Source organism: Terrabacter sp. Soil810, assembly GCF_001429645.1.
In the GTDB taxonomy this organism is placed as follows: Bacteria; Actinomycetota; Actinomycetes; order Actinomycetales; family Dermatophilaceae; genus Terrabacter.
This window is the reverse complement of sequence record NZ_LMSW01000016.1, coordinates 167448-192438: the sequence shown is the minus strand read 5'-3', so window position 1 is coordinate 192438 and position 24991 is coordinate 167448. Positions and strand designations below refer to the sequence as shown.

Sequence of the window (24991 nt, the reverse complement as noted above, 5' to 3'; positions counted from 1 at the left end):
GCTGGGCCTGCCGGAGCCGGGGCCTCACACCGAGACGGGGCGGGCGCGCAGCTCGGCGAGCAGGCCGCGTACCTCGTCGGCGACGACGTCGGTCGCCTCCCACGGCAGCATGTGACCGGCCCGCGGCATGTCGACGAACGTCGCGTGCGGCAGGGCGACGCGCATCGCGCGTGCCCGCGTCACCGGCATGAGAGGGTCGAGCCGGCCCGCGACGATGGCGACCCGCACGCGTTCGAGGGCGGGGAAGCCGCCGCGCTGGTCGACGGTCAGGAGAGCCCCGTAGAACGCGGCGAACGTCGTCAGCTTCGTCGACGCCACCTGGTCGCAGGCGGTCTCGACGTCGGCGGGGTCGGCGTCCTCGCCGAAGAGCCCGCGGACGAGCGCGCGGATCCGGCCGTTCCCGCCGGGTGGCAGCGGCATGCCGCGGGCCGCCAGGCGCATGACGGCGGCCTCCCCGGTGCGCTCGCCGAGGGCGACGTGGGAGGAGGCGGTGGCGACGAGGAGCGCCGCCTGGACGCGCGAGCCGAAGAGCTCGGGACGCTGCTCGGCCAGCGCCAGGACCGTCATGCCGCCCATCGAGTGACCTGCGAGCAGGACGGGGGAGGTCGGCGGCACGACGGCGCGCAGCACGACGTCGAGGTCGCGCCCGGTGAGCGACACCGACATCGACGCGAGCTCGGTCCGGCGCAGCCCGATCGTCGAGCGCCCGTGCCCGCGCTGGTCCCACAGCACGATTCGGACCGGCTCGTCGGCGAGCTCGTCGACGACCGGCAGCCAGCTCTCGTGGTTGACGGCCCAGCCGTGCGCGAGGACGAGCGTGGGCGCCTCCGGCGGCAGGTCGGGCTCCGCGTACGTGTGGACGGACAGGATGGCGCCGTCGGGGGTGACGATGCCGCGGCGGTCGTGGCGCTTCACGCGTCCGTCCCCGCCGCCTCGACGCGGTCGGCGTCCCCGACCTGGAAGACGACGGGTGCGTGGTCGGACGCGCCCTTGCCCTTGCGCTCCTGGCGGTCGATGGCGGCCCCGACGACGCGCTCGGCGAGCGCGGGGGAGCAGAGCGCGAAGTCGATGCGCATGCCCTGCCGCTTCTGGAAGCGCAGCTGGGTGTAGTCCCAGTAGGTGAAGGTGCCGGGCTCGCTCGTGTGCGGTCGCACGACGTCGCTGAAGCCGGCGTCGACGACACCCTGGAAGGCGGCGCGCTCGCCGGGAGAGGTGTGCGTCTTGTCCTCGTAGTAGGGGACGCTCCACACGTCGGCGTCGGTCGGCGCGATGTTCCAGTCGCCGAGCAGGGCGATCTGCGCCTCGGGGTCGTCGGCCAGCCACCCGCGACCGGCGGCTGCGAGGGCCTCGAGCCACTTCAGCTTGTAGCCGAGGTGCGGGTCGTCGAGGGAGCGACCGTTGGGCACGTAGAGCGACCACACGCGGACGCCGTTGCAGAGGGCCCCGATGGCGCGCGCCTCGGGCGCCACGGGCTCGCCCCAGCCGGGCATCCCGTCGAAGCCGACGCGGACGTCGTCGAGTCCGACGCGCGAGACGACCGCGACGCCGTTCCACTGGCTCAGGCCGTGGTGGGCCACCTCGTAGCCGAGGGCCTCGAAGCGCTCGAACGGGAACTGGTCCTCGCGCGCCTTGGTCTCCTGGATGGCGAGCACGTCGACGTCGGTGCGTTCGAGCCAGGCGGCGACGCGGTCGATGCGGGATCGGATGGAGTTGACGTTCCAGGTGGCGATGCGCACAGTCGGCCACCCTAGACCGACGCGCCGACGGCGTGTGCCTAGGGTGAGCCACATGACTGCACCGCGGACGACGCGACCCACGGCCCTCGTCACCGGCGCCAGTGCCGGCATCGGACACGAGTTCGCGCGGCAGCTCGCGGCCCGGCAGCACGACCTCGTGCTCGTCGCCCGCGACCGCGAGCGCCTCGACGCGGTCGCCGCCGAGCTGACGAGCAGGTATGCCGTCACGGCCGAGGTGCTCGTCGCCGACCTCTCGGACCGGTCGGCCCTGCAGACGGTCGCCGACCGGGTGGCCGACCCGGAGCGGCCCGTCGACGTGCTCGTCAACAACGCCGGCTACGGCCAGCGCCGCAGCTTCCTGCGCAACGACGTCGCCGTCGAGGAGGCGGCCTTCGACGTGCTGACGCGGGCGGTGCTCGTCCTGTCGCACGCCGCGGGCGTCGCGATGCGCGAGCGCGGTCGGGGCCGCATCGTCAACGTGTCGTCGGTGGCCGGCTTCATCGCCTCCGGGTCCTACTCCGCCGCCAAGGCGTGGGTGACGACGTTCAGCGAGGGGCTCGCGAGCGAGCTCGCCGGCTCGGGCGTCACCGTGACGGCCCTGTGCCCCGGCTTCACCAACACCGAGTTCCAGCAGCGCGCGGGGATCAGCAAGCCGGGGCCCGACTTCATGTGGCTCGACCCGACGCGGCTCGTCTCCGACTGCCTCGACGACGTCGACAAGGGCCGGGTCGTCTCGGTGCCGGGCCTGCAGTACAAGGCGATCGTCGGCCTGCTCCGCATCGTGCCGCGGTCGGTCGTGCGTCGCCGGGCCCGTCTCGTCCGCCGCTGACCGCCGGCCTACTCGGCCTACTCGGGCTCCCAGGCGATCAGCCGGTCCACGACCCGTCGGTCGCCCTCGATCGTCAGGGCCTCCAGCGGGCGGCGGCCGTAGAAGGCGGCGAGGACGATCTCGCTCGCCGTGCCGGTGGCGCGGGTGTCGGCCGTGTCCCGGCCGGTGGCGGCAGACCCCGGCGCGTCGGCCCCGGCCAGGCGTGCGACTCGGGCGCCGTCGGCGGAGAGCCAGAGCCGCCACGAGCGACCCTCGGTCGCCTCGTAGTCGACGACGGCGGGCTCGTGCGGCCAGGCGCTTGTCGTCGCGCAGCAGGTGGAGAGGAACTCCTCGACACCGTCGAGCGCCACGTCGGTGGGCAGCGGCTGGGGCGCTCCCGCCGTCAGCTGGGCGTCGTACGTGTGCACCGCGACCTCCTGGAGCTGGTGCCGGGCCACGGCGCCGCACGTCTGCGGTGACTGCGAGTCTCCCCACCACGTCCAGCAGGCACGGTCGGGGCCGGCGTCGCGCAGCGCGTCGAGGAGCAGCTCGGTCGACGCGGCGAGCCAGGCGTCCAGGGCCCCGGGCTCCCGCGGCGCGGCCGCGGCGCCGTCTGACGGCGGCCGGATCCGGGAGGTCGCGGCGGGGCCGGCGGCGACCGTGGCCGCCCAGGAGCGTCGCCCCTCGCCCAGGTGCTGCACCAGGTCGCGCAGCGTCCAGTCGGGACAGGGCGGCACCTGCACGTCGAGGGTGGACGCCGTCGAGACGGCGGAGCGGAAGGCCCGCGACCGCTCGTCGATGAGGCGCAGCAGGTCGGGGAACTCGAGCTCGCTCGTCACGGCGGTCTGTCTACCACCCGGCCGCGCCCACCCGACAGCGCTTTTCCGGTCCGACGGCCGGCAGCACCCGGGCGTCGACGTGACCCCCCGTCCGTTGCGCGTGCCCGGGGGCCTCGGCGACGCTGGGCGCATGGAGTTCTTCTGCTACCACCGCGACCGTCCCGGGTCCACGCCGTTGCGCAACCGGATGGTGGAGCAGCACTGGTCCTACATGGACCGGTTCGCCGCGACGATGATCGCGCGCGGGCCGACCTTCACCAGCGACGGGACGCTGACCGGCAGCGTGCACATCCTCGACCTGCCGGATCCCGCGGCCGCCCGCGCCTTCGCCTTCGACGAGCCGGGCTACCAGGCCGGGGCCTACCGCGACGTGCTGCTGCGGCGGTGGCACAACTCGCTCGGTCGGACGATGTGGGACTTCGGTGACGGCCGACCCGGTCTCGACCGCTACCTCGTGCTCGGCTTCACCCTGGAGCCCCTGGCAGACGCCGTCGAGCCCCCGCAGGGTGAGGCGCTCATCGCCAGCGGGCCGCTCCTGTCCGACGACGCTGCCCTCGTCCTCGGGATGGCCGTCCTGCTGGAGGCGCCCGACGCGGACCGGGCGCGGGAGGTCCTGGCCCCCGACCGGTACGTCGGGGTCGAGGTGCACCTGTGGCAGTTCGGGGGGCGGCCCGACTGACGCGGGGGCCTACGATGGAGCCTCGTGACCGCTACTGACGCCGCCGCTGCCCGTGCACGCCTGCTCGAGATCATCCGTGAGAAGGCGATCGTCCACGGTCGGGTGACCCTGAGCTCGGGCAAGGAGGCCGACTACTACGTCGACCTGCGCCGCATCTCGCTCGACGGTGAGGCCGCGCCCCTCGTCGGGATCGTCATGCGCGAGCTGACCAAGGACCTCACGTATGCCGCCGTCGGTGGCCTGACGCTCGGCGCCGACCCGGTCGCGACCTCGATGCTCCACGCCGCCGCGGCCGCTGGTCAGCGGCTCGACGCCTTCGTCGTGCGCAAGGCCGGCAAGGCGCACGGCCTCCAGCAGCGCATCGAGGGTCCGTCGATCACGGGCCGCCAGGTGCTCGTCGTCGAGGACACGACGACGACCGGGGCCTCGCCGCTCGCCGCCGTCGAGGCGGCCCGCGAGGACGGCGCCGAGGTCGTCGCCGTCGCGACCATCGCCGACCGTGCCACGGGAGCCGGTGAGAAGATCACCGCCGAGGCCGGCGTGGAGTACCGCTACGCGTTCTCGCTCGAGGAGCTCGGGCTCGCCTGAGACGTGCCCGGACGTCGCCCGACGTGCACCTCGTAGCCGGCGCGCAGGGCCTCGACCGACGAGGGTGGGGTGATCACCGTCGCGACGCCCGCACGGGGCCGCTCGAGGCGCGAGGCGGCATACGTGTTGTCGGGCTGCCAGGGCAGCAGGCCTCCGTCGGTGACGACGGCCGGACCCGACCCGAGCAGCACGTAGGCGCCGTCGGGCACGTCGCCCCACGCGTACGCGTGCAGCCGCCGGGTGCGGCGCCTCGCGTCCCAGCGCTCGTCGTGCAGCAACCCGTCGAGTCCGGGGGCCGGCAGGTGGGTGGTGCGGTGCGCCGCGGCGACGAGGTCGCGGAAGCGGGAGAAGTCCGCGCGTCGGCACTCGGCGCACGGCCGGTGCCCGGCTGCGAGGGCGAGCGCCTCGTCGAGGAAGAAGAGGGGCGTGTAGTGGGCCGGGTCCCACTGCCGGACGCGGCGGCCCCGGAAGTCGAGCACGCACGTGATCCACGCGCGTCCGACGTGGTGCCGGCGCACGTCACGCGTAACCGCACCGTCGTGGAGGCGACCGCGGTTGCCCATGAGGTCGCCGCGCCCGGCAGCCGCGACGACGTCGCCGAAGGGGTCGACCCGGTTGCGGGCCGGACCGTTCGACGGGCGCGACGCCGTCACTCGAGCACCTCGAGCACGACGTCGGCCGGGTCGCCCTCGTCGAGGCCCTCGGCCCGCCGCACGGCCTTCTTGACCGGGAGCACGTAGGCACCCCGGGCGGCGTCGGGGAAGACCGAGGTGGTCCACGACGTGGCCCCGACCGTGGCCCGGACGCGCACCGACCCGAAGCCCCGCGGCGGACGCGGCACCTCGCGGATGCGGGCCGAGGCGTCCTCGCCGACCGTCACGAAGAACCATCCCGTCTGCGCCTCCCAGCGCCACAGGTCGGCCGTGAAGCGGAGCGTCGTCATGCGACCACGCTATGACCCGGCACCGACAGGAACCCCGGACGGCGGCGCGTCGTCGCACCAGCGCCCCGGTCCGCAGGCGCGTCCCCCGCACTAGGATCGGCACACTGACCGCCCTGCATTCGGGAGAACCCATGATCATCGTCTGGATCCTGCTCGGCCTCGTCGTGCTCCTCGCCGTCGTGGGCGTCGTCATGTACAACGGCCTGATCGGCCTGCGCAACAAGGTCGAGGAGGGCTGGCGCCAGATCGACGTCGAGCTGAAGCGCCGCCACGACCTCATCCCCAACCTCGTCGAGACGGTCAAGGGCTACGCCGCCCACGAGCGCGGCACGCTCGAGGAGGTCATGGCCGCCAGGTCCGCAGCGATGTCCGGTGCCCCGACGCCCGCCGCCGCGGCACAGGCCGAGGGCCAGCTGAGCCAGGCGCTCGGTCGCCTCATGGCCGTGGCCGAGGCCTACCCCGACCTCAAGGCCAACCAGAACTTCCTCGCCCTCCAGCAGGAGCTGACGAGCACCGAGGACCGCATCGCGAGCTCGCGCCGCTACTACAACGCCCTCGTGCGCGAGCTCAACACCAAGGTCGAGTCGGTGCCGTCCAACATCGTCGCCAACATCGCCGGCGTGAAGCGGGCCGAGTACTTCGAGACCCCTGCCACCGAGGCCGTCGTCCCGAACGTGTCGTTCGACGGTGACGGGCCCGGCGGCGCGGGCACCCCGGCCGTCTCGGCGTCCACGCAGCCCGGCGCCGTGGGGGGCCCGTCCACGCAGCCCGGTGGCGCTCCCGGCGCGCTGCCCCAGGCGCAGGCCCCGGGTGGGGCCCAGCCCGACCCGACGTCCGACTCCCAGGCGGGCCCGGGCGTCAGCCCTTGACGTAGGAGAGCTTCTCGCAGACGAGGCCGTCGCGCAGGCGCACGACGTCGACGCCACGGACGTGCCCCGGTGAGCCGTCGGGAGCGACCCAGGAGAAGCGCCAGCGCAGCACGCCGCGGTCGCCCGCGACGAATGACTCCTCGGCCGTGAAGGCCGGGCTGCCGGTCTCGGTGAAGAGCGACTCCCACACCGAGCGCACGTCGGCGGCACCCTCGTGGCGGATGCCGTCCGGCGCCGGCCCCGTCGCCTCGAAGACGCAGTCGTCGGTCATGAGCGCCATGATCGCCTCGACGTCGCCGCGACCGAAGGCCGCGACGAAGGCGGAGAAACCGGCGTGCGTCGCACCCCACGCGGCGTCCCGCCCGAAGCGGGCGAGCAGGTCGGCCTGCGCGTCGCCACCCGACGGCGTACGCGGTCCGACGGCGCCGCCGGAGCGGTAGGCCTCCTCCATGGCGTCGAACCACGTCGCGACCTCCGTGACGAGCCCGGGGTCGAGAGTGCGGTCCTGTCCGATCGCGGCGGCCAGGTCCCAGCCGTGCACGAGGTGGTCGGCGACGAGCTGCCGGACGTACTCGTCCATCGACTCCTCCCCGTAGGACAGCTGCACGGTGCCGTGCGACGGGAGCGTCTCGTCGACGGTGCCGACGGCCTCGGTCGCGGCCGACGCCGCGGCGTCGCGGGGGTCCTCACCGAGGAGGTCGCCGTCGAGCCGGCTGCCGACGTCGGCGATCGTGCGCCCGCGCATCAGCGGCGACGTCCAGAGGTCCTCGCCGGCCACGTGGTTGACGAGGTCGCGGACCGTCCACTCGCTGCACGGCGTCGGCAGGCCCCACTGGTCGTCGGCGACCGCGGCGACCTGCTGCGACCACCACTGGACGCTGCGGCGGTAGCTCCCGCCGAGGTCGGGCCCGGTCTGCGGGGTCTCGGTCGCTGTGTCCATGACGTCCTCCGATCACCCCCCGGCACCACCAGTGTGCTCCGGGCGCGCGGCGCTCGTCAGGTCATCGCGCCAAGATGTGCCGACGTGCGGGGACGCTTGGGGACGCGTGGGACGAGGTCAGGAGGTGCGGTCGCCGCCCGTAGCGTGGTCGGCGATGTCGCTCGCCGCCTCGGCGGTCTCGGCGGCGAGGGCCTTGGCCTGGCGGCGGTGCTTGACGAACTCGAAGAGCACGGGCACCAGCGAGACGGCGACGACGAGCAGGATGGCGATCTCGAGCTTGTCGGTGAGCCACGGGAATGCCTGCCCGAGGAAGTAGCCGAGGAGCGTCACGCCGGCCACCCACAGGACGGCGCCGACGGCGCTCCACGTGAAGAAGCGGCGGCGCTCCATCCGGCTGACACCGGCGACGACGGTGATGTAGGTGCGCACGATCGGGACGAACCGGCCGATGACGAGGGCCTTGTTGCCGTGCCGGTCGAAGAAGTCCGTCGTCTGGTCGAAGTACTTCTTCTTCAGCACCTTGCCGTCGCGCGCATAGAGCGGTGTGCCGAGGGCTCGACCGATCTCGTAGCCGACGACGTTGCCGAGGAAGGCCGACGCGCACAGGATCACGATCGCGATGCCGAGGTTGACGTGCACCTGGCCGGTGGCGATGAAGAGTCCCACGGCGAAGAGGAGCGAGTCGCCGGGCAGGATCGGGAAGAGCAGCCCGCACTCGATGAAGACGATGGCGACCGCGATCCAGAAGAAGGCCTCGCCGTACTGCTGGAGCAGGTAGGTGGGGTCCATCCACTTGGGGCCGAGAGCCGGTGCGATGGCCGGCAGGGCGGCGGCGAGTGCGTGCATGGGTCACAGGGTATGCCGTGTGTCCGGGAGCGCCTGAATCCGCGCTGTCCTCCGCCTGTGGGTCTCGGGCGGGTCTCGAAGGCGTATCGATGGGACGACGTCCCTTCCGTCGGCGCGCGGCGGCGGTTCACGATGGACGCGGGAGCGAAGGAGGAGCGGCGGCACCTGCCGGAACACTCGGGGTCGTGGACGCCACGGCGGACACGACGGCGGACGTGCCGTCCTCCTCCTGATCCCGTGCCGCGCCGGCAGCCGCCCTCAGGCGACGGGCAGGTCCGCGAGGTTGACGGCGGCCACTGCCACGGTGGCGATGGCGGCCACGACGAGCAGCAGGCGCGCCGGTCGGTAGCGGAAGCTCGACAGGACCCCGGAGAAGAAGAGCGCGACCGCGAGCAGGATCGTGTTGATGACGTACTCGTGCGCGGTGTCCCCCGCCAAGAGGGCCACCTTGCTCGAGGCGTCCGCCTTCGCAGTGGCCGTCCGGTAGGGGCCGAGCTGGCCGTCCATGTAGCTCGTGTCGTCGATGAGTCGCGTCGGGGTCGCGCCCGCCTTGATCTCGGCCTCCCAGCGGTCGATGACGGGGAGCAGCTCCTCGCGGATCAGGGTCGCCCGGTAGAAACCGACGAGCTGGGTGTTCTTCGCCTGCACCGCCTGCGCGTACTGCGCGATCATGCTGCTGTCGTAGCTGACCCGCTGGGTCGCGACGCCGAAGAGCCGGCTGGCCTCGACGCGCTGGTCGGTCGACGTGCTCGTCGCGGTGCTCTGCACCCCGTTCCACTGGGCCGCCTGGTAGCCGCACCACGCGGTACCGACCGTGGCGAGCCCGAGCACGAGCACGGTGATCATCTCGATCAGCCGGTCGATGAACGACCCCTCGCGGTTCATTGCGGCTCAGTGCTCGCCGGCTGGTCGGCGGTGGCGGACGGGTCGACGGGGGTGTCCTCGCGGACCGTGAGCCCGAGCCGGCCGGGTCCGTAGCCGGGTCGGCGACGGCCCACCTGGACCCCGTCGGAGCGCTGCACGAGGTCGCGCCACAGGTCCGTCTCGCGGTAGCGCCAGGCGTCCTCGCGTGCGGTCGTGATCTCCTCCGCGAGCCGGCCGTCGTTCTGGGCCTGGGCGATCCGGGTGGCAGCCTCGGCCTCCTCGAGGGCGAGCTCGAAGCCGGCGCGCACCGTGGCCTGGATGACCTCACCGGTGCGGCCGAGGTCCACGGGTCCGAGCACGAAGCCCGCGACGCGGATGCCGTGCTCCTCGAGGGCGGCGGTGACGGCCTCCGCGAGCCGGGTCTCGGTGTCGGACCGGGCGCGACCGAAGAGGGCATCGACCGTGACGTCCGGATCGCTCAGCGCGCGGCTGATGGCCCGACCGCTCTCGTCGCGCACCAGGCCGTGAACGCCCTGGGGCCCGAACCGCTCGTGCACGGTGCGGAGCCGCTCGGGGATGATCGCGTAACGCACTGTGTAGGCGACGTCGGCCAGGGCCCGGTCGCCGAGGGCACAGCTCAGGCTCGGCCCGGTCCGGTCGAGCTCCGACACCGCCGACGAGGCGTCCTCGCCGGCGCGGTAGGCCATCTCGACCGAGGGATACTCGACGACCATCGTCTTGCGCAGCAGCGGGACCCAGTGCCGGCCGGGAGTCAGGGAGTGGTCGGTGGCCCTGCCGTTCTTCAGCACCAGTCCCAAGGCTCCCGCCGGCACCTTGATGACCGAGGCCGCGATGACCATCCACGCGAGGATCCCGAGCATCGGGATCAGGAGCACGAGGAGGATGACGACGGCTGCGGTGCTCATGACGGTCGCCGAGAGGTCGTGCGGGTCGTCGAGGTCGTGGATCGCATCGCAGGTCTCCTGTCGCCACTCGGCCGTGCGGCTGCGTCGTCCGGCCGGTCGCCCGGTCGTTAGTCTTCCGGGCATCGGATGTGACACCAGAATGAGCCGGAAGGGGACCCGTGGCATCGCCTGAAGGGGGTGAGACCCCGCAGGAGCCGGCCGCCGTCGTGGGGGTCGGCCCGTGGGAGGGCCGATGGCCGGCCGGCGACCAGTGGGACCCCGACCTGCTCGAGCACGGCGACCGGCGCAACGTCGTCGACGCGTACCGCTACTGGCGACACGACGCGATCGTCGCCGACCTCGACACCAGGCGCCACGACTTCCACGTCGCCGTCGAGAACTGGGGCCACGACTTCAACATCGGCTCGGTCATCCGCACGGCGAACGCCATGGGTGCCCGCGCCTTCCACATCGTCGGCCGGCGGCGCTGGAACCGTCGCGGCGCCATGGTCACCGACCGCTACCAGCACGAGCACCACCACCCGGATGCCGCCTCGCTCGCGGCATGGGCCCGGCTCGAGGGGCTCACGCTCATCGGTGTCGACAACCTGCCGGGCTCGGTGCCCATCGAGACCTTCGACCTGCCCCGCCGGTGCGTGCTCGTCTTCGGTCAGGAGGGCCCGGGCCTGTCCGAGCCGATGCGCGGCGAGTGCGCGGCCGTGCTGCACATCGAGCAGTTCGGCTCGACCCGTTCGATCAACGCCGGTGCCGCCGCGGCGATCGCGATGCACGCCTGGGTGCGCCGGCACGTCTTCGACCAGCAGGTGTAGCTCAGCCCTGCGGGTCCCGGCCCCGCCAGCGCAACGGCTCCTCGGCGTACTCCTCGACGACGTGTGCGGCGACGCCGACCGACCTGGCCACCTGGAAGACGACCTCGCCCGACTCGGCGGGGAGGCCGAGGGCGTGGAGCACCGCAGCGCTCGCGAGGTCGATGTTGGGGAGCGCGCCGGTGCGCTCGGCGACGAGCGTGGCGAGGCCCTCGACGCGTCTCCGCAGCCGGGTCGTGCCGCGCCGCCGCCACAGGGCGTCGAGCACGACGTCGGCCCGCGGGTCGCCGTCGGGGTAGAGGAAGTGGCCGAAGCCCGCGACCCCACCGCGCTCGCGCAGCGACCGGGCCACGAGCACGGCGGGGTCGACGCCGTCGGCGAGCAGGGCATGGGCGGCCACCGGGGCGGCCCCGTGGAGCGGGCCGGCCATCGCCGCGTAGGCGGCCGACAGGCAGTCATCGAGGCCGGCACGGGTCGAGGCGGCAACCCGCGCGGCGACCGTCGAGGCCGTGAGTCCGTGGTCGAGCAGGGCGACGAGCAGGACCCGGAGCACGGCGACGTCGGCGCGGGCCGACGGCGCGCCACCCAGTGCCGCCAGCGCGAGGCCGGCGAGGTCGAGCCGCGCCGGATCGGGGGTCCCGGCAGCGCCCGCGACGAGCGTCAGAGCGGCCCGCAGGGTCGGGAGCGCTGCTGCCCTCACCCGGTCGGGGTCGGTGTCGGAGGCGAAGGGGTCGGCCGCCGCGAGCAGCTGCACGGCCACCGGCATCCGGCGTTGGAGGGGGAGTCCCGACAGGTCGACCGGGGGCGTGGGCAGCCGGGCTGACGACGACGGCGGCGGCACCGCGGTCCCCAGCACGACGGCCGCCGCTGCCTCGAGCGAGGGCAGGGCGACGACCTCGCCCAGCGGGCGGCCGCGGTAGAAGAGCTCGCCCTCCGCCTGGCTGCTCACCGAGGTGGCGATGCTGCGGAACCGGAGCACGGGCTGCGGGCCGCCCGGGGGACGCGTCGCCGAGGCCATGGCGTCGATCTGCGTCCGGTCGAAGAGGCTCTCCTGCTGGCCCGGTCGGCGTTCGCTGCGCAGCAGGCCGCGGCTGACGTAGGCGTAGAGCGTCGCACGCTTCACGCCGAGTCGCTGCGCCGCCTCGGTCGTCGTGATCCAGGTGCCTGGTGTTGCCGCCACGTCCGCCTCCGGGTTGATCGGGTCAACATTGACGCGATCAACATTGACGGTGTTGATCAACATCGTTGAGAGTGACGAGTGAACCTGAAAGGAGGACACCATGTCCACCACTCCCACCGGATTCATCAGCGTCCCGAGGGGTCTCGCCAAGGTCGTCGTCACCGACACCGAGCTCGGCGACGTCCGCGGCGACGAGGGCTTCTTCCACTACCGGCAGTACTCGGCCGTCGAGCTGGCCGAGCGGGTCGGCTTCGAGCAGGCCTGGCACCTCCTCGAACGCGGCCACCTGCCCGACGACGCCGAGCTGTCGGCCTTCACCGCCGAGGTGGGGCGCCTGCGCGTCATGCCCCGGGGTCTCGCCGACCTGCTGCCCGCCATCTGCGCGACGACCACCGACTCGCTCCAGGTGCTGCGCACGGCCCTGTCGGCGTGGGGCGGCATCGCCGGTCTGCGGCCGCTCTACGACTGCGACGAGGACGAGAAGGTCGCGGCAGCCCTCGCCGCCGTCGCCGTCACGCCGACGATCCTCGCTGCGGCCCACCGCCTCCACCAGGGGCTCGAGCCCGTGCCGGCCGACCCGACCCTGCGCCACGCCGAGGACTACCTGCGCATGGTGACCGGACGTCTGCCCTCGGCGCGCGACGCCCGCGCCGTCGAGCAGTACCTCGTCGCGACGATGGACCACGGCTTCAACGCGTCGACGTTCACGGCGCGGGTCGTCGCGAGCACCGGCGCCGACCTCGCCGCCTGTCTCGTCGCGGCCATCGGCTCGTTCTCGGGCCCGAAGCACGGCGGTGCGCCGAGTCGGGCCCTCGAGGCTCTCGACGAGATCGGCACCCTCGACCGGGCCGACGGCTGGGTGCGTGAGCGCATCGCGTCCGGCGACCGGATCATGGGCTTCGGCCACGCCGTCTACCGCACCCGCGACCCGCGATCGGAGATGCTCAAGGAGATCGCCCGCGGGTGGGACGACCCCCTCGTCGACCTCGCGGTCGGTGTCGAGGACGCCATCGAGCGCGCGCTCGCCGAGCTCAAGCCCGGGCGGGAGCTCCACGCCAACGTCGAGTTCTACGCCGGCGTCGTCATGAGGCTCGCGGGCCTGGAGCCGTCGATGTTCACGCCGACGTTCTGCGTCGCGCGCGTCGTCGGCTGGACCGCGAACGTCCTCGAGCAGAGCCGCGACCCCAAGATCATCCGGCCGGCGGCGCGCTACGTCGGGCCGCCGCCGCCCCAGCCGGTGCCTGCCGGCAGGCGCGCTCCGCAGCCGGCCTAGGCCTGGTCCAGGAGGCGGGCATCGAGCAGACCCCGACGCATCCGGTTGCCGGGGCCTGCTCGGCGCGACCGGGGGAGCATCCGGTCGCTGGGTCGCCCGGAGCCCTCCGAACGTCATCTCCACGGTAGGGCAGGACCGACCCCCTCCGGTCGACGATCGGGTCAGAACTCGACAAGGTGGTGTCAAGGAACCGTCGGCATCGCGTAAGGAGGACCCCCAGCGTGGGAGCGGCACGGGTGGAAACCTCCCGCAATGCCGCATTCGTCCGCTTCTGGATCGCCGACGCCGTCTCCAACCTCGGCACCTTCGTGTCGGCGCTCGCACTCCAGCTGCTCCTCATCGAGACCCTCCACGCAGACCAGACGGCCCTCGGGATCGTGCGGGCGGCGACGTGGCTGCCCTACCTGCTCTTCGGCATGCTCGCCGGCGTCGTCGTCGACCGGGTCCGGCGCCGCCCGCTCCTCATCGGGGCCGACCTGCTGTGCGCGCTGCTCATCGGCACGATCGGCGCCCTCGCCCTGACCGGCCACCTGACGGTGCCGCTCGTCGCCGTCCTCGTCTTCGGCGCCGGGTCGGCGTCGATGTTCTTCAGCGCCGCCCACCTGTCCTTCCTGCCGACGATCGTGCCGGAGACGCGCCTGGCCTCGGCGAACGCACGCCTGGCGCAGACCTACTCGGCGACCCAGTCGCTCGGACCGCTCATCGGCGGGGCGCTCGTGCGGCTGCTGTCCGCCCCCGTGGCGGTGCTCGTCGACGCCGTGTCGTATGCCGTGTCGGCTCTCGTGCTCATGACGGTCCGCGCCGAGGAGCGGGCACCCGAGCGCACCGCCGAGCGGCACGTGTGGCGCGAGCTGCGCGAGGGCGCGGCCTGGGTCTACCGGCACGCGGTGCTGCGCCCGTACGCCATCTCGCTCCACCTGTGGTTCTTCGCCAACGCCATGGTCACGACGGTCCTCGTCTACTTCGCCACGACGGAGCTGCACCTCGACCCGCTCGCGATCGGGCTCGTCCTCGCCGCGACGGGCGTGACCGGCGTCCTCGGCGCGGGCCTGTCCCCGCGACTCGGCCTGCGCTTCGGCACCGGACGGGTGATCACGACGACCGAGTGGCTGAGCCCGGCGGCATACGCTCTCCTGCTCCTCGCCCGACCCGGGCCGTATGCCGTCGTGTGGCCCCTCCTCGCGAACGCGCTCTTCGGCCTGGCGATGGGGCTGCGGGACCCGCTCGACATGAGCTACCGCAACCTCGTGACGCCCGACCGGCTGCGGGGCCGGATGAACGGGACGATCCGGTCGCTCAACTGGGGCTCGATCGCCGTGGCCGCACCGATCAGCGGACTCGTCGCCGCGACGTGGGGCAACCGCGTCGCCATCGCGCTCGGAGTGGTGGGGCTCGCGGTGGCTGCCCTGATCCTGTGGTGCTCGCCCTACCGGCACGTGACGACCCCCGGGGAGCGAGCCGACCAGGGCCGCGACTGAGGGCAGGCCGGGTCAGTCCGCCGCGCGGAGAGCCTGCCTCCACGACACCCGACCGCCGGTCTGCATGAGCGAACGGCGGTAGATCTTCTCGCCGACGAGGACGGTCCCGGCGGAGAAGGCCGCCATGAGCAGCAGGGCCACGACCGGCTCCCACCAGGCGGCGTCGCCCGCGATGATGCGGCCGGGCATCGCCACGACCGACACGATCGGCACGAAGGACGCGACCTTGAGCGCCGTCCCGCTCAGGGCGAAGCTCGCGAAGTAGACGAGCATGAGCACGGTCGTCATCGGCGAGGTCGTCGACTGGAGGTCCTCGGTGCGCGAGGCGAGCGCTCCCGCCACGGCGAAGAGGCAGGCGAGCGCGAAGAAGCCGACGGCGAAGAAGAGGACGAACCACAGCACGGCCGTCGAGAGCGCCGGCAGCAGCGACGACCAGTCGGTGAACGAGACCGCGACGAGTCCGACCCCGGCGAAGAGCACGACCTGCGCCAGGGCGATGGTGGCGTTGCCGACCACCTTGCCGGCCAGCAGGGCGCGCAGGGGGATCGCCGTGGCGATGATCTCCACGAGTCGCGACTGCTTCTCCTCGACGACGCTCGCGGCGATCTGCTGCCCGAACATCAGCGCGCTCATGAGGAAGAGCAGCGCGAAGGCGAAGGTCGCGGCCTGGACGAAGCCCCGGTTCGTCGTCTGCCCGTCGAAGCGGTCCGCCGACAGGGTCGCACCGCGCTCGAGCGCCTCGACCGTCGTCCCGGCCGCGGCCGCGTTGCGGTCGAGAGCGGCGTCGCGGACGGCACCCTCGAGGGGGACCTGCAGCGACATCGACACGTCGTCGCCGGAGGTCAGGGTCCAGCCGCTCGGCGTCTCGTGCAGCCACGCGTCGACGTCGCCGCGGTCGACCGCGGCTCGGGCCGGCTCCTGCCCCGAGACGCTGGCCGCTGTGATGAGGACGGTGTCGCTGCTCGTCCTCGCGGCGGCGCCCGCCTGCTCGACGAGGCGCGTTCCCTCGGCCGACGAGACCGCCACGGTGTAGGTCGTGGTCTTGCCCGCCTGCCACGCCGAGAAGGCCGCGAAGCCGGCGATGATCACGAGCGTGAAGAGCGTCGAGTAGAGGAACGTGCGGTTCGTGACCCGCACGACGATCTCGCGCACGGCCACGATGACCCAGGGCCGCCCGACCTCGTCGTGGGTAGGGTCGGCGTCGGTCGTGATCGGCTCGACGGGGCGCTCGTGGGTGGTGGTCATGCGGTCACCTCGCGGTAGATCTGGGCCAGGCTGGGCCGCTGGGGGGAGAACTCGTGGACCTCGCCGCGTCGCAGGGCCTCTTCGAGGAGCGTCCGCTCGGCGCCGTGCTCGACGATCTCGAGCAGCGCCCTGCTCCCCTCGACGTCGACGGCGTGCACGCCCGCGATGCCGCGCACCCATCCCGCGTCACCGGACAGCACGAGCCGGTGGCGCGCGACCGACGTGGCCCGCAGGTCGTCCGGGGTGCCAGAGGCGACCACCCGGCCGCGGGCGAGCACGACGAGGCGCTCGCAGAGCCGCTCGACGAGGTCGAGCTGGTGGGAGGAGAAGAGGACGGGCACGCCCCGGGAGGTGTGCTCGCGCAGCAGGTCGGCCATGTTGTCGACGGCGGCCGGGTCGAGCCCGCTGAACGGCTCGTCGAGCACGAGCGCCCGGGGCCGACCCATGAGGGCCGCGATGATCTGCACCCGTTGCTGGTTGCCGAGCGACAGCTTCTCGACGTGGTCCCTGGCGCGGTCGGCGAGACCGAGGCGTTCGAGGTACGTCGTCACCGAGGCCTTCGCCGCCGCGGCGCCGAGTCCCCGCAGCCGACCGAGGTAGACGAGCTGGTCGAGGACGGCCTGCTTGGGGTAGAGACCGCGCTCCTCGGGCATGTAGCCGAAAGCCCGCCGGTCGAGCGACGTGATCGGTCGCTGGTCCCAGAGCACCTCCCCGCTGGTGGGGGAGAGGACGCCCATGAGCATCCGCATCGTCGTCGTCTTGCCGGCGCCGTTGCCGCCGACGAAGCCGGTCAGCTGGCCGGCGGCGACGGTGAAGCTGACGTCGTCGACGGCTCGGATCTCCCCGAACGTGCGGGTCAGGTGGCGCAGCTCGATGGCGGCTGTCGCGCGCGGTCTCGTGAGTCGGTCCCCGGGTTCGATCATGGCGTCCACGCTAGGGCGGTGTGGGCCGCCGGGGGATCAGCCGCCCGGCTGACCCTCGGGGTCCCCCGGGAGGATGAGGCCCGCCTCGTAGGCGAGCACCACGGCCTGGACCCGGTCGCGCAGGTGGAGCTTGGCGAAGACGTTGGACAGGTGGGTCTTGACCGTCGCCTCGCCGACGAAGAGCCGCGCGGCGACCTCGGCGTTCGACAGGCCGCGGCCGACGAGTCCGAGCACCTCGAGCTCTCGCGGCGTCAGCTCGTCCAGGCGCGGGTCGCGGGTCGGCGGCGCCGCCGTGCCGACGAGTGCCGTGCGGCCGGGTGCCTCGGTCATCTGCGCGATGACGCGGCGGGTCACCTCGGGGGCCAGCAGGGCGTGGCCGCCCGCGACGGCCCGCACCGCCTCGACGAGGTGCTCGGCGTCGGAGTTCTTGAGCAGGAAGCCGCTGGCGCCGGCGCCGAGCCCGGCGAACACGTAGTCGTCGCGGTCGAAGGTCGTGAGGATGACGACCTTGGACAGGTCGTCGGCCACGATCCGCCGGGTCGCCTCGATGCCGTCCATGACCGGCATCTGCACGTCCATGAGCACGACGTCAGGGCGCAGTTCCCGGGTGAGCCGCACCGCCTCGTCGCCGTCGCTCGCCTCGCCGACGACCTCGAGGTCGTCCTCCACCGACAGGATGAGCGAGAAGCCGGAGCGCACGAGCCGGTGGTCGTCGACGAGCAGGACGCGGGTGCGCGCGGTCACGACGCCTCCTCGGGCAGCGGCATGCGGACCCGGACGCGGTAGCCGCCGGTCACCCGGGGCCCGATCTCGCTGACCCCACCGTGGGCCGCCAGGCGCTCGCGGACGCCGAGCAGGCCGAGGCCGGTACCGGACGTGCCGGATCGCGGGCGCCCGTCGTCGAGCACCTCCACCTCGGCGTAGCCGTGGGCGAAGCCCGGCTCCGGCCGGCGGTCGACCCGGACGAAGACCGTTGCGGCAGAGGCGGTCGAGTGCCGACGGATGTTCGAGAGCGCCTCCTGCACGGTCCGGTAGAGCGAGAGTCCCACCGGGTCCGGCACGGCGACGACCGCGCCGGGGGAGTCCTCGACGAGGCGGCAGTCGACCCGCATGCCGGCGGTCGACACCTCCTCGACGAGCGCGGGCACGTCGGCGAGGCGCGGTTCGGGGGATCGCGTGCCGTCGGGCCGCTCGTCCTCACCCGACCGGAGGGTGCCGAGCAGCTCGCGCATCTGGGTGACGGCCTCGCGCGATGACGTCTCGACCGACCTCAAGGCGGTCTCGGCGGCGTCGGCGTCACGTCGCAGCACCCGACGGGCCGCGGCGGCCTGGATGCCGATGACCGAGACATGGTGGGCGACGACGTCGTGGAGCTCACGCGCGATCCGCAGCCGCTCCTCGACGACGGCCTGCCGCTGCAGGCTCGTGGCCTGGGCGTCGATGGTGCGGGCCTGCTCGGCGAGGCGGTCGCGCTGCAGGGCGGCGCGCCAGGCGGCCTGGCCCAGGGCGATCGCGCCCCCGAAGTAGAAGACGTTGATGAGGAGGCTGTAGGTGACGTAGGCCGATGCGGGACTGAACAGGCCCTGGCGCTCGGGGAGCCGGCCGTCGTGGCTCAGGGCCTCCTCGATGCCGGAGCCCACCGCGAACTGCCACGTGAGCCAGCCGAACATGAGCAGGACGATCGCGACGACGACCCCGATCATGAGGCGCCGGTCCCGCGCCCAGGCGACGCCGGTGAAGATGGCCACGAAGTAGACGACCTGCATCGGGACCGACGCGACGACGCCGGGCATCGTGAGGCCCACGACGAAGAAGTGCAGCGACAGGCCGGCTGCGACGGCCAGCGGCCAGCGTCGTCGCCAGACGAGGGGCAGCGTGCCGGCGAGCACCGCGACGTGCGGCCACACCCACGAGTCCTGGAACGGGCCGAGCGCGTCGATGCTCCGGAGCAGCTCGACGCCGAGCGAGCCGGCGACGAGGAAGGCCAGCGCGACCCAGGTGTCGACGCGCCTCGTGCGGGCAGGGTCGTCCGGCCGGCGCACCCAGTCGGTGTCGACCCCGGCCCACGTCTCGACGCGTGCGATCACCGTGCGGCCCCCGGACATGGGCACCAGCCTAGGCAGCGGGGTGGTCTCCCGGCTCCCCCGCGAGGAGGAGGCGCGGCGGCGGTACGGTCGGCGCATGGGTGTCAGCTCCTCCGTCCTCGACGTCACGACCATGCGCTCCCGGCTCGACCGGCTGCGCCGACACGCGGCCGATGCGGGGGTCGCGGCGACCGTCGTGTCGCCCGGCTCCGACCTGCGCTACCTCACCGGCATCGCGGGCTCGTCCTTCGAACGGCTGACGGCGCTCGTCGTGCCGACCGGCGCCGCGGTCGCACCCGTCTTCGTCTCGCCCGCGCTCGAGTACGCCGGGCTCGGTCACGTGCCCCTGGGCGAGCTCGGCATCGAGGTGCGCACGTGGGTCGACGGCGAGGACCCCTACGCCCTGGCGCTCGGGGGCGTACCGGGGGGCCGGGTCGCGGTGTCCGACATGACGCCCGCCCTGCACCTGCTGCGGCTGCGTGACGCCGGGGCCCCCGACCAGCAGCTCGCCGGGCCGGTGCTGCGCGAGCTGCGGATGCGCAAGGACGCGTCCGAGCTCGCCGAGCTGCGCGCCGCGGGTGCCGCCATCGACCGGGTGCACGCCCGGGTCGGCGAGTGGCTCCGAGCGGGCCGCACCGAGGCCGCCGTCGCCGCCGACATCGCGGCCGCGATCGTCGAGGAGGGCCACGCCAGAGCCGATTTCGTGATCGTCGGCGCCGGTCCCGACGGCGCCAGCCCGCACCACTCCGTCAGCGAACGCGTCATCGAGGACGGTGACGTCGTCGTCGTCGACATCGGTGGCCCGCTGCCCTCCGGCTATGGCTCCGACAGCACGAGGACGTATGCCATCGGCTCGCCGCGAGAGCCCGACGTGGCCTCGGCCTACGCCGCGTTGCAGGCGGCGCAGCAGGCATCCGTCGAGTCGGTGCGCCCGGGAGCCACGTGCGAGGCCATCGACCGGGCCGCCCGCGACGTCCTCGCCGAGGCCGGGCTCGCCGAGCACTTCATCCACCGCACCGGCCACGGCATCGGGCTCGACGGGCACGAGGAGCCCTACATCGTCGCCGACAACGACCTGCCCGTGGAGGCCGGCATGACCTTCAGCATCGAGCCCGGCGTCTACCTCGCGGGACGCTGGGGGGCGCGCATCGAGGACATCGTCGCGGTGACCGAGGACGGCGTCGAGCGCTTCAACACCCGTCCGACCGACCTCGTCGTCCTCTGAGACACCCGCTCGGCGCCGGGTTCAGGAGTCGAAGCCGACACCCATCCGGTCGAGCGCGTGCAGCCACAGGTTGCGACGTCCGGTGCGGTCCTCGGCCGCGAGCGACGACCGCGTGGCCCGCACGACGGCATACCGGATCGGCTCGGGAGGGAAGGGGATCGGCTTGCGCCGCACCATCCCGAGCCGAGTGAGCTCGGTGTCCCTGCCGTCGACGAGGTCGAGGGCGACCGCCGCGCCGAAGCGGGTCGAGGCGACGCCCAGCCCGGTGTAGCCGACGGCGTACGCCATGCGTCCGCCGAGCGCCGTGCCGAAGACCGGCGTGAAGCGCGACGTCGTGTCGATGACCCCGGCCCAGCGGTGCGTGAACCGGATGCCCTCGAGCTGGGGGAAGAGGTCGAGGAAGTGGTCGGCGAGGAGGCCGTGCGAGGCGTCGGACTGCTCCAGCGCGGGGTCGATGCGGCCGGGGAAGTGGTAGTTCGCGTCGTAGCCGCCGAAGAGCACACGGTCGTCGAGCGTCCTTCTGTAGTAGTGGAACTGGTTGCCTGCGTCGGTGAGTCCCTCGCGACCCTTCCAGCCGATGGCGTCGAGCTGGGTCGGCGTCAGGGGCTCGGTCATGAGGACGTGGTCGTAGACGGGCAGCACCCACGCGCTGAGGCGCCTGAGCACGCCCTGCGACGCGTTCGTGCCGATGACGACGCGTCTCGCGTGGATCGAGCCGCCGTCGAGCGTCACCCGCACGCCGTCGCCCTCGGTGTCGAATGCCGTGGCGCGCGTGTGCTCGTGGAGCCGGACGCCGAGCGACTCGGCGGCGCGGGCCAGCCCCCAGACGAGGCGGGCCGGGTCGACGAGCGCGACCTCGGGGTCGTACATCCCGGCGAGGTAGCGCGGCGAGTCGACGCGCGCACGGGCCTGCGTCGCGTCGAGCAGCTCCACCGGCACGCCGTGCGCCCGGTGCAGCTCGTACGACTCGCGCACGGACGGCACCTGGTGCTCGGTCAGAGCGAGGGTCAGCTCGCCGGGCACGTGGTGGTCGGCGTCGATGCCGTACGCCGTCAGCGACCTCTCGATGCCCGCGACGTTCTCGGCCGCGAGCCGGTCGAGGGTCTCCATCTCGTCGGGCCAGCAGCCGACGCCCTGGGCGAGCCCGTGCGTGAGCGACGGCGCCATGAAACCGCCGTTGCGACCCGACGCCCCGTCGGCCAGGCGGCCCGCCTCGACGACGACGACATCGCGCGCGGGGTCGGCCTCCTTGGCCTGGATCGCGGCCCACAGACCGGTGAACCCGCCTCCGACGACGAGCAGGTCGGTGCGCGGGGCGGCACCGGTGAGTGCCGCACGCGGGTCGGGGCGCTCGGGACGGTCGGTCCAGAACGGGACGGGGCGGGCGTCGGCGAGGGCAGCGGCGGCGCGGGGCGAGAGCGGGGAAACAGGCATGACGAGACGGATCAGACCATGCTTGGCTGGTGCCTGTGAACCCCCGTTCGTTCCAGAGCGATACCGACCCGGCACCCGCGCCCCTCCCCGAGCAGCTGCTCCGGGTCTTCCACGACCAGAGCCGCGCCCCCGTCCCGCTCGGGACGGCCGAGCGGCCCCTCGAGCTCGACGGACCCGTGCGCAAGCACTACGACCTCGACCCGGCCGGCCACTTCGCGATGGTCGAGAGCCCCGACGGCCTCGGTGACGACCCCGTGGGCCTCATCGCCCGCGTGCGCGACTTCTTCGCCGAGCGCGGCCAGAAGGTCGAGTGGAAGACGTACGACTACGACGAGCCGAGCGACCTCGGCGAGCGGCTCGAGGCCGCCGGCTTCGTCCGCGAGGACGAGGAGGCGCTCATCCTCGGCGAGGCCGGTCCGCTGGCTGCGCAGGACCTGGCCCTGCCCGACGGCGTGGTCGTCCGGGCCGCCGACTCCGTCGAGGACTTCGTGCGGATGCGCACGATGTCCGAGGCGGTCTGGGGCGACGACCACGCCTGGGTGACGGAGTCCCTCTACCCCGAGTGGGTGGCCCGGCCCGACTCGATGGACGTCGTCGTCGTCGAGGAGTCCCGTGAGGGGCCGGTCCTCTGCGCGGCCCGCGGCGAGTACGACACGAGCGGGTTCACCGGACTGTGGGGCGGGTCGACGCTCGCCGAGTGGCGCGGCCGTGGCCTCTACCGCGCCACCCTGCTCCACCGGGCCAGGCTCGGTCTCGAGCGGGGCAAGGAGTACGTCCGCGTCGACGCCTCGCCCGACTCCGAGCCGATCCTCCGCCGCCTCGGGCTGCACCGGGTCGCGACGACGACCCCGTACGTCTTCGACCCCCGCTGAGCGGGCGCTCACCGGTGGGTGGGCACTCGTGGGCACGCGACGGCATACGTGGCAGGATTCACGGCGGATCGTGAACCCGCTCACCAGACAGCAGGAGTAGCAATGCCCATCGCCACCCCCGAGGTGTATGCCGACATGCTCGACCGCGCGAAGGCCGGCTCCTTCGCGTACCCCGCCATCAACGTCTCGAGCTCTCAGACGCTGAACGCCGCGCTCAAGGGCTTCGCCGACGCCGGCTCCGACGGCATCATCCAGGTCTCGACGGGTGGGGCCGACTACCTCTCCGGCCCGAGCATCAAGAACATGGTGAGCGGCTCGCTCGCCTTCGCGGCCTACGCGCACGAGGTGGCGAAGAACTACCCCGTCAACATCGCGCTGCACACCGACCACTGCCCCAAGGACAAGCTCGACGCCTTCGTGCGCCCGCTCCTCGCGGCCAGCACCGAGCGCGTCCAGGCCGGCGGCACGCCCTGGTTCCAGTCGCACATGTGGGACGGCTCGGCCGTGCCGCTCGACGAGAACCTGTCGATCGCCCAGGAGCTGCTCGCCCTCGCCAAGGCCGCGAACGTCATCCTCGAGATCGAGGTCGGGGTCGTCGGCGGCGAGGAGGACGGCGTCGAGGGTGCCATCGACGACAAGCTCTACTCGACGCCCGAGGACGCCATCGCGACCATCAAGGCCCTCGGCTCCGGCGAGAACGGTCGCTACCTCACGGCCCTCACCTTCGGCAACGTCCACGGCGTCTACAAGCCCGGCAACGTCAAGCTGCGCCCCGAGATCCTCCTGCAGGCGCAGCACGCCGCTGCCCAGGAGCTCGGACTCTCCGACGACGCGCGCCCCTTCGACCTCGTCTTCCACGGCGGCTCGGGCTCGCTGCCCGAGGAGATCTCGGCCGCCGTCGACAACGGCGTCATCAAGATGAACGTCGACACCGACACGCAGTACGCCTTCACGCGCGACATCGCCGGCTGGATGATCGGGAACTACGCCGGCGTGCTCAAGATCGACGGCGAGGTGGGCAACAAGAAGCAGTACGACCCCCGCGCCTGGGGCAAGTCGGCCGAGGAGGCCATGGCCAAGCGCGTCGTCGAGGCCTGCGACGCCCTCCGCTCGGCGGGCACGCACCAGTGAGCGACAACCTGCTCGGCATCCCCGAGACCCGGCTCGCGGTCGACCCGGCCGCCGAGAAGCTCGACGCCGGGGTCGACCCGGTGCAGGTGGCCGCGACGTACCCCGCGAGCTCGCTCGCGTGGGCCGTCCTCGCCGAGGACGCGCTCGCCGACGGTGACCGCGACGTCGAGGCGTACGCCTACGCCCGCACCGGCTACCACCGCGCGCTCGACTCGCTGCGCAAGTCCGGCTGGCGGGGCCAGGGTCCCGTGCCGTGGTCGCACGAGCCGAACCGCGGCTTCCTGCGGGCGCTCGCGGCGCTCGCCCGCGCGGCGCGCGCCATCGGCGAGAGCGACGAGGAGGCCCGCTGCACGCAGTTCCTGCGCGACAGCTCGGCCGAGGCGGCGCGCGAGCTCGGTCTCTGACCGAGCCGCTCGACCGCACGCACTCATGACCCTCTTCTGCTCCGACGTCGACGGCACGCTCCTCGACCACCGGCGCACGCTGTCCACCCGCACCGTCGCCGCCATCCGGGCGGTGCGGGAGGCCGGCCACATCTTCGTGCTCTGCAGCTCACGCATGCCGGCGTCCCTCGAGGGTCTCGAGCGGCTCTGCGGCGTCGAGCCGACGCCGCTCATCGCGTACAACGGTGGGCTCGTGCTGAGGGCCGACCGCTCGGTCGTCACCGACGTGCCGATCGCCGCCGAGGACGCACGGGCCGTGTACGCCGTGTGCGAGGGACTCGCCCTGCACGCGAGCTTCTTCGCCGGGGACGACTGGTACGCCTGGGGTCCCGATGAGTGGACCGAGCGCGAGGCGACCATCACGGCCGTCGACCCGAGCCCCGAGTCGGCGGACCACTACGTCTCGCAGGGCCACGTCGACACGCAGCTGCCGCACAAGGTCATGGCCATGGGCGACCCGGCGTCGGTCGACACCCTCGAGGCCGCGCTCGCGGGGCGGCCGGGTCTCGTGACCTACCGGTCCAAGGACACCTACCTCGAGATCGCCAACGCCGCCTGCTCCAAGGGTGACGGCCTGCGCGCCCTCGCCGGCGAGCTCGGCATCGACGTCGCTGACACCGTCTTCTTCGGCGACAACCACAACGACGTCTCGGCCTTCGCCGTCGCGGGCACCGCCGTCGCGGTCGCCAACGCCGTCGACCCGGCGCTCGACGCGGCCACCGTCGTCACCGCGCACCACCGCGAGGACGGCGTCGCTGCCTACCTCGAGGACTGGCTGACCCGCCACTGAGACGTCGTCGGGCGGGACGGCGTCGGGGGCATCGGTCTCGAACCGATAACCTTGCGGTTGGCTTCAACC

Annotated in this window: 27 protein-coding genes; 12 read left to right on the top strand and 15 right to left on the bottom strand. The window is 73.1% G+C overall.

Annotation, left to right across the window (positions count from 1 at the left end):
- Positions 1–24: 24 nt before the first annotated feature.
- The gene (locus tag ASG96_RS21675) at positions 25–915 is read right to left on the bottom strand and encodes an alpha/beta fold hydrolase (protein WP_056751764.1); all 891 of its coding nucleotides are present in this window, start codon (positions 913–915) and stop codon (positions 25–27) included.
- Complete coding sequence (locus tag ASG96_RS21670; RefSeq protein WP_057589372.1) at positions 912–1736, bottom strand: exodeoxyribonuclease III; 825 nt, start codon at positions 1734–1736, stop codon at positions 912–914. Before ASG96_RS21670 ends, ASG96_RS21675 begins: the two co-directional genes overlap by 4 nt.
- 52 nt (positions 1737–1788) lie before the next feature.
- On the opposite strand from ASG96_RS21670, the gene ASG96_RS21665 reads away from it, so the two are divergent.
- Complete coding sequence (locus ASG96_RS21665; protein ID WP_057589371.1) at positions 1789–2565, top strand: SDR family oxidoreductase; 777 nt, start codon at positions 1789–1791, stop codon at positions 2563–2565.
- A 17-nt stretch (positions 2566–2582) separates the two neighbouring features.
- Here the strand turns inward: ASG96_RS21665 and ASG96_RS21660 are convergent, their stop codons facing one another.
- Positions 2583–3383, bottom strand: a complete 801-nt coding sequence (locus ASG96_RS21660; RefSeq protein WP_057589370.1) for a maleylpyruvate isomerase family mycothiol-dependent enzyme — start codon at positions 3381–3383, stop codon at positions 2583–2585.
- Positions 3384–3513: 130 nt separating this feature from the next.
- Between ASG96_RS21660 and ASG96_RS21655 the strand changes: the two genes are divergently transcribed.
- Positions 3514–4062, top strand: a complete 549-nt coding sequence (locus ASG96_RS21655; RefSeq protein WP_057589369.1) for a YciI family protein — start codon at positions 3514–3516, stop codon at positions 4060–4062.
- Between the two features lie 24 nt (positions 4063–4086).
- Positions 4087–4650, top strand: a complete 564-nt coding sequence (gene pyrE, locus ASG96_RS21650; RefSeq protein ID WP_056751776.1) for an orotate phosphoribosyltransferase — start codon at positions 4087–4089, stop codon at positions 4648–4650.
- On the opposite strand, the gene ASG96_RS21645 is transcribed toward pyrE, so the two are convergent.
- Both ASG96_RS21645 and ASG96_RS21640 read right to left on the bottom strand, forming a co-directional pair.
- Positions 4614–5303 (bottom strand): hypothetical protein, encoded by a 690-nt coding sequence (locus ASG96_RS21645; protein ID WP_200962740.1) that lies wholly within the window; start codon positions 5301–5303, stop codon positions 4614–4616. The genes pyrE and ASG96_RS21645 overlap by 37 nt on opposite strands.
- Positions 5300–5593: a DUF1905 domain-containing protein gene (locus ASG96_RS21640; protein ID WP_056751778.1), complete on the bottom strand. Its 294-nt coding sequence runs from the start codon at positions 5591–5593 to the stop codon at positions 5300–5302. The genes ASG96_RS21645 and ASG96_RS21640 overlap by 4 nt, the downstream gene beginning before the upstream one ends.
- A gap of 131 nt (positions 5594–5724) precedes the next feature.
- On the opposite strand from ASG96_RS21640, the gene ASG96_RS21635 reads away from it, so the two are divergent.
- Positions 5725–6462, top strand: coding sequence for a LemA family protein (locus tag ASG96_RS21635; protein ID WP_057589368.1), 738 nt, complete (start codon positions 5725–5727; stop codon positions 6460–6462).
- Here ASG96_RS21635 and ASG96_RS21630 read toward each other — a convergent pair.
- The 4 genes from ASG96_RS21630 to ASG96_RS21615 form a co-directional block, all read right to left on the bottom strand.
- Positions 6452–7402, bottom strand: a complete 951-nt coding sequence (locus ASG96_RS21630) for a TIGR03086 family metal-binding protein (protein WP_056751783.1) — start codon at positions 7400–7402, stop codon at positions 6452–6454. The genes ASG96_RS21635 and ASG96_RS21630 overlap by 11 nt on opposite strands.
- Positions 7403–7519: 117 nt before the next feature.
- Positions 7520–8248 (bottom strand): DedA family protein, encoded by a 729-nt coding sequence (locus tag ASG96_RS21625; protein ID WP_056751786.1) that lies wholly within the window; start codon positions 8246–8248, stop codon positions 7520–7522.
- A 258-nt stretch (positions 8249–8506) separates the two neighbouring features.
- A complete protein-coding gene (locus ASG96_RS21620; protein WP_056751788.1) occupies positions 8507–9133 on the bottom strand; it encodes a hypothetical protein in 627 nt (208 codons plus the stop codon).
- Complete coding sequence (locus tag ASG96_RS21615; RefSeq protein ID WP_056754373.1) at positions 9130–10038, bottom strand: SPFH domain-containing protein; 909 nt, start codon at positions 10036–10038, stop codon at positions 9130–9132. Before ASG96_RS21615 ends, ASG96_RS21620 begins: the two co-directional genes overlap by 4 nt.
- 158 nt (positions 10039–10196) lie before the next feature.
- Here ASG96_RS21615 and ASG96_RS21610 point away from each other — a divergent pair, with 158 nt between their 5' ends.
- Entirely contained in the window at positions 10197–10847 is a 651-nt protein-coding gene (locus ASG96_RS21610) for a TrmH family RNA methyltransferase (protein WP_056751791.1), read from the top strand.
- A 1-nt stretch (position 10848) separates the two neighbouring features.
- Here the strand turns inward: ASG96_RS21610 and ASG96_RS21605 are convergent, their stop codons facing one another.
- Positions 10849–12087: a citrate synthase gene (locus tag ASG96_RS21605; protein ID WP_082591955.1), complete on the bottom strand. Its 1239-nt coding sequence runs from the start codon at positions 12085–12087 to the stop codon at positions 10849–10851.
- Positions 12088–12124: 37 nt separating this feature from the next.
- Between ASG96_RS21605 and ASG96_RS21600 the strand changes: the two genes are divergently transcribed.
- Positions 12125–13297: a citrate/2-methylcitrate synthase gene (locus ASG96_RS21600; protein WP_057589366.1), complete on the top strand. Its 1173-nt coding sequence runs from the start codon at positions 12125–12127 to the stop codon at positions 13295–13297.
- 236 nt (positions 13298–13533) lie between these two features.
- Complete coding sequence (locus tag ASG96_RS21595; RefSeq protein ID WP_056751800.1) at positions 13534–14775, top strand: MFS transporter; 1242 nt, start codon at positions 13534–13536, stop codon at positions 14773–14775.
- 12 nt (positions 14776–14787) lie between these two features.
- On the opposite strand, the gene ASG96_RS21590 is transcribed toward ASG96_RS21595, so the two are convergent.
- Genes ASG96_RS21590 through ASG96_RS21575 form a run of 4 tightly spaced genes read right to left on the bottom strand, consistent with a single transcriptional unit; the run spans position 14788 to position 19048 of the window.
- Entirely contained in the window at positions 14788–16020 is a 1233-nt protein-coding gene (locus tag ASG96_RS21590; RefSeq protein WP_082588459.1) for an ABC transporter permease, read from the bottom strand.
- The gene (locus ASG96_RS21585) at positions 16017–16943 is read right to left on the bottom strand and encodes an ABC transporter ATP-binding protein (protein WP_057589365.1); all 927 of its coding nucleotides are present in this window, start codon (positions 16941–16943) and stop codon (positions 16017–16019) included. Before ASG96_RS21585 ends, ASG96_RS21590 begins: the two co-directional genes overlap by 4 nt.
- 36 nt (positions 16944–16979) lie before the next feature.
- The gene (locus ASG96_RS21580) at positions 16980–17687 is read right to left on the bottom strand and encodes a response regulator transcription factor (RefSeq protein WP_057589364.1); all 708 of its coding nucleotides are present in this window, start codon (positions 17685–17687) and stop codon (positions 16980–16982) included.
- Positions 17684–19048: a sensor histidine kinase gene (locus ASG96_RS21575; protein WP_057589363.1), complete on the bottom strand. Its 1365-nt coding sequence runs from the start codon at positions 19046–19048 to the stop codon at positions 17684–17686. Before ASG96_RS21575 ends, ASG96_RS21580 begins: the two co-directional genes overlap by 4 nt.
- A gap of 76 nt (positions 19049–19124) precedes the next feature.
- Here ASG96_RS21575 and ASG96_RS21570 point away from each other — a divergent pair, with 76 nt between their 5' ends.
- Positions 19125–20252 carry a Xaa-Pro peptidase family protein gene (locus ASG96_RS21570; RefSeq protein ID WP_057589362.1) on the top strand — a complete coding sequence of 376 codons (1128 nt, stop codon included), beginning with the start codon at positions 19125–19127 and terminating at the stop codon, positions 20250–20252.
- Between the two features lie 21 nt (positions 20253–20273).
- Here ASG96_RS21570 and ASG96_RS21565 read toward each other — a convergent pair whose 3' ends face one another.
- Positions 20274–21686 (bottom strand): FAD-binding oxidoreductase, encoded by a 1413-nt coding sequence (locus ASG96_RS21565; protein WP_057589361.1) that lies wholly within the window; start codon positions 21684–21686, stop codon positions 20274–20276.
- A gap of 29 nt (positions 21687–21715) precedes the next feature.
- Here ASG96_RS21565 and ASG96_RS21560 point away from each other — a divergent pair, with 29 nt between their 5' ends.
- The 4 genes from ASG96_RS21560 to ASG96_RS21545 all read left to right on the top strand — a co-directional run bounded on the left by ASG96_RS21560 (position 21716) and on the right by ASG96_RS21545 (position 24922).
- Positions 21716–22558 carry a GNAT family N-acetyltransferase gene (locus tag ASG96_RS21560; RefSeq protein WP_200962739.1) on the top strand — a complete coding sequence of 281 codons (843 nt, stop codon included), beginning with the start codon at positions 21716–21718 and terminating at the stop codon, positions 22556–22558.
- Between the two features lie 102 nt (positions 22559–22660).
- The gene (gene fbaA, locus ASG96_RS21555; protein WP_056751820.1) at positions 22661–23689 is read left to right on the top strand and encodes a class II fructose-bisphosphate aldolase; all 1029 of its coding nucleotides are present in this window, start codon (positions 22661–22663) and stop codon (positions 23687–23689) included.
- A complete protein-coding gene (locus tag ASG96_RS21550; RefSeq protein ID WP_056751827.1) occupies positions 23686–24093 on the top strand; it encodes a DUF3151 domain-containing protein in 408 nt (135 codons plus the stop codon). Before fbaA ends, ASG96_RS21550 begins: the two co-directional genes overlap by 4 nt.
- A gap of 25 nt (positions 24094–24118) precedes the next feature.
- Entirely contained in the window at positions 24119–24922 is an 804-nt protein-coding gene (locus tag ASG96_RS21545) for a Cof-type HAD-IIB family hydrolase (protein ID WP_057589359.1), read from the top strand.
- Positions 24923–24991: the final 69 nt, after the last annotated feature.